Here is a 2783-nt window from a genome sequence, read left to right on the forward strand (position 1 = left end):
GCTCGGCCTCGCCGAGGCCATTGGCGCGCGGGCCGGACTCGGCCCCCTGCCCTGCTTTATCGCCGGGCAGAACCCGGATCTGGTGCGCCTTGCCCCGCCACGGGAGGATTTCTCCGCCGGGTTATGGGTGCTCACCCATCCCGATCTGCGCCACGCCGCCCGGGTGCGCGCCTTCCTCGACTTCGTCAATACCGCCATCGTTGCGCAACGCCCCATGATCGAGGGGCGCGACGATCCCGATGGCAGCGCCTGACGCCAAGCATCCCCGGAGGGCGCGAATGCGGCTGGAATGACTTCGCGCATGCGCTGTGCCGGCCCCGCCTCGACCCCGGATCAGGCGCCGTCTGCGGAGCGCTGTGCGACATACGCCAGCACCTCGGCCCTGTCGACCACATCACCATATTTCGCGTTGATATCGAAGAGGTTGGCCGCGTGCGGCCCATCATGGCGATCGCCGACGCATTCGCGTGGCACAATTGGGCGGAAACCGTGCTGGATCGCGTCGATGGCGGTGGCGCGGATGCAGCCGCTGGTCGAGCAGCCGATCAGGATGGCGGTGTCGATTCCCGCCGCCGTGAGCGTCGCGGCGAGGCTCGTGCCGAAAAATGCGCTCGCATAATTCTTGACGATGACCAGTTCATCTTCCTGCGGCGCAACGCGCGGATCGAATTCCGCCAGCGGCTCCCCCGCGACGAGGCTGCGCAGGACCGGGACTTTTCGCGCGAACAGGCCCCCATCAAGCCCGGAAGCGTGAAACAACACGCGGGTATGGATGACCGGAATCCCGGCCAAGCGCGCAGCAGCGATCAGCGCCACGCTTTCGTCGACGGCGCGCACGACGCCTTCGGCGAAGAGCGGTGCGCCCGGTGTGGTGTACCCTTGCAGGAAATCGATCACGATCAGCGCCGGTCGCGCCCCGAAGCCGAGGCGGTTATCGAACACGCCGGCATAATTGCGCTCACGGCTTTCGCTCATGACCGGACTCCGTTATCAGATGTCGTCAGGATTGTATCCAATTTGTGATCCAATCAGGCGGCCTTGCCGAGATTGCCGGGGAAGGTGCCGGCGCGTCCGAGCAGGGCGGGCGGCTGCTTGCCGAGCCGTTCGCCGAGCCAGTTCCCGGTGGCGATCAGCGCGTCGAGATCGATCGCGCCCAGATACCCCATGCGCTGGAGCATGTAGGTGAGATCCTCACTCGGCACGTTGCCGGTCGCCGCCGGCGCGAAGGGGCAGCCGCCGAAACCGCCGACGGAGGCGTCGAGCGCAGTGACGCCGGATGCGATCGCGGTCGCGGCATTGGCGAGGCCGGTATTGCGGGTATTGTGGAAATGCGCGCGCAAAGGCAGTTCCGGCGCGGTCTCGCGCAGCAGGGCGAAGCGGGTGGTCACGTCGCCGGGGGCGGCGACGCCGATCGTATCGGCCAGCGCGATCTCGTCGGGCAGGGCATCCGACGCTGCGAGTTCGGCGGCGATGGCCGCCGGGCGCCCCGGATCGACCTCTCCCTCGAAGGGACAGCCGAAAGCGGCGGCGATGGTGAGGCTCGTCATGCAGCCGGCCTCGCGAGCCGCCGCCCGGACCTCGCGCCATTGCGCCAGCGTCTCGGCGATCGCGACACCCTGGTTGCGCTGGTTGAAGGTCTCGCTGGCGACGACGACAAACGTCACTTCATCCACCCCCACCGCGATGGCCTCGCGTGCTCCGCGCAGATTGAGCGCAAGAGCGGAGAGGGATGGCTTCGCGGCAGTGATGGCGGGGTCGGCCCGCAGAGCCGTGATGAGCTCGGCTGCGCCGGCCATTTGCGGCACGCGTTTGGGATTGACAAAACTCGTCACCTCGATGCGGCGCAGGCCTGAAGCCACGAGCCTGCCGATCAGGGCCTGCTTCGTCGCACGATCGAGGATTGTCGTTTCGTTCTGGATGCCGTCGCGCGGGGCGACCTCGACGAGCGTGACTTCGGCCATGGTGCGCTCCCTGCCTGCCTGATCGACACCAAATCTCTTCAGCGCCATCGCAATTCAGGTCTTTGTATACAATGCCGCAAGCAATCCGTCGAGTGCGCGGGTGCGGATACGCGTTCCGGCAAGTGATATCCGGCAAGCGCGGCGCTGGCCGTCTCAGCGCCCGACGCTCGTATAGCTGAATCCAAGCGCCGCGACGTCGTCGGCGCGGTAGATATTGCGCAGATCGACCAGGACCGGCGCCTTCATGAGCGCCTTCATGCGCCCGAGATCGAGGGCGCGGAAGGCGTCCCATTCAGTGACGATGACGAGCGCATCGGCGCCCTCGGTGCAGGAATAGGGATCGTCGGCGTAAGTGACATCATCAAGCACCTGTCTTGCCTGTTCGATCCCTTCGGGATCATGGGCCGTCACCCGCGCGCCCATATCCTGAAGGGTTTGTATGATGGCGATGGCGGGCGAATCGCGCATGTCGTCGGTATTGGGCTTGAAGGTCAGGCCGAGAACGGCGATCCGCTGGCCGTGGACGTCTCCGCCGCAGGCCTTCACGATCTTGCGACCCATTGCGCGCTTGCGCGCATCGTTGACGGCAGCGACCGTCTCGACGATGCGGATCGGCGCGTCATTATCCTGTGCAGTCTTGATCAGGGCCAGCGTATCCTTGGGGAAGCAGGATCCGCCGAAGCCGGGGCCGGCATGCAGGAATTTTGAACCGATGCGGTTATCGAGGCCGATGCCGCGGGCGACATCCTGGACATTCGCGCCGACCTTCTCGCACAGATCCGCGATCTCGTTGATGAAGGTGATCTTGGTGGCGAGAAAGGC

3 protein-coding genes and 1 pseudogene are annotated in these 2783 nt (G+C 65.9%); 1 reads left to right on the forward strand and 3 read right to left on the reverse strand.

Annotation, left to right across the window (positions count from 1 at the left end):
• Window positions 1-253, forward strand: a pseudogene (locus VKP01_RS09190) (LysR family transcriptional regulator); the annotation flags it as partial.
• A gap of 80 nt (window positions 254-333) precedes the next feature.
• Here VKP01_RS09190 and VKP01_RS09195 read toward each other — a convergent pair.
• From VKP01_RS09195 to VKP01_RS09205, 3 genes are all read right to left on the reverse strand, one after another.
• Window positions 334-975: an N-carbamoylsarcosine amidohydrolase gene (locus tag VKP01_RS09195; RefSeq protein ID WP_324411851.1), complete on the reverse strand. Its 642-nt coding sequence runs from the start codon at window positions 973-975 to the stop codon at window positions 334-336.
• Window positions 976-1028: 53 nt separating this feature from the next.
• Window positions 1029-1961, reverse strand: a complete 933-nt coding sequence (locus VKP01_RS09200) for a hydroxymethylglutaryl-CoA lyase (RefSeq protein ID WP_324411852.1) — start codon at window positions 1959-1961, stop codon at window positions 1029-1031.
• Between the two features lie 153 nt (window positions 1962-2114).
• Window positions 2115-2783 (reverse strand): UDP-glucose dehydrogenase family protein (locus tag VKP01_RS09205; protein WP_324411853.1); only part of this gene is annotated, 669 nt, incomplete at its 5' end.

The organism is Saliniramus sp., assembly GCF_035311605.1.
Lineage (GTDB): Bacteria > Pseudomonadota > Alphaproteobacteria > Rhizobiales > Beijerinckiaceae > Saliniramus.

What these genes read in the sequence shown, in the direction of transcription:
- VKP01_RS09195 (WP_324411851.1), bottom strand. Translation starts at nt 975, where the DNA reads ATGAGCGAAAGCCGTGAGCGCAATTATGCCGGCGTGTTCGATAACCGC.
- VKP01_RS09200 (WP_324411852.1), bottom strand. Translation starts at nt 1,961, where the DNA reads ATGGCCGAAGTCACGCTCGTCGAGGTCGCCCCGCGCGACGGCATCCAG.